The 772-nt window shown below is 38.5% G+C and carries 1 protein-coding gene; it reads right to left on the reverse strand.

Going from position 1 to position 772, the window contains the following annotated elements:
* The coding region (gene dinB / locus OH460_RS27310; RefSeq protein ID WP_270000193.1) for a DNA polymerase IV at positions 1-772 on the reverse strand (772 nt) is incomplete at both ends.

Genomic DNA, 772 nt, shown 5'->3' on the forward strand with positions numbered 1-772 from the left:
CACACCGAGTTTCGTGATCACTTTATCTGCAAGCGCTTTTTCTAACCTTTGCTCTAATTCGACATACAAAGGCTTTATTACAAGCATGCATTCATCCAGGCTATGAATATCATTTAAGTATGTCCGTTCAACCCCTACTGACTTTCTTACCCTTTCAACAACAATATCTCTATCATCAATACCATTGCACCTTTGCCAAAGCGTATGCCCAAATTTACCAAATTTTGAAATCAAAGTGTTTTTATCGAAATTCTTAATATCCTCCCCTTTATACAAGCCAAGTTTGTTTAATTTCTCTAACGTCACCTTCCCAACACCATTTATTTTCCCTAGTTCTAATTCGTCTATAAAAGTTTGGATTTCAGAAGGTGGGACAATACATATACCGTTAGGCTTATTCACATCTGAAGCGACTTTAGAAACAAACTTTAATGGGGAAACTCCTGCTGAAGCCGTTAAATTCAATTCCGTTTGAATAGATTTACGTATGTCTTCTGCAATTAAAGTTGCTGAACCTTGAAACAAATTAGAACCTGTGACATCTAAATATGCCTCATCTAACGACAGTGGCTCTATTACATCCGTATACCGTCTAAATATTTCATGGATTTGCCTAGATACCGCCTTATACTTTTCCATATTTCCAGACACTACCGTTAAGCTTGGGCAAAGTTGTAACGCTTTTGCTGTAGACATTGCCGAACGCACACCAAAAGCTCTCGCCTCATAGCTACACGTTGCAATAACGCCGCGACCATTTTTCCCTCCAACA

The sequence above is a fragment of the Vibrio sp. Makdt genome (assembly GCF_027587015.1).
GTDB classification, from domain to species: domain Bacteria; phylum Pseudomonadota; class Gammaproteobacteria; order Enterobacterales; family Vibrionaceae; genus Vibrio; species Vibrio chagasii_B.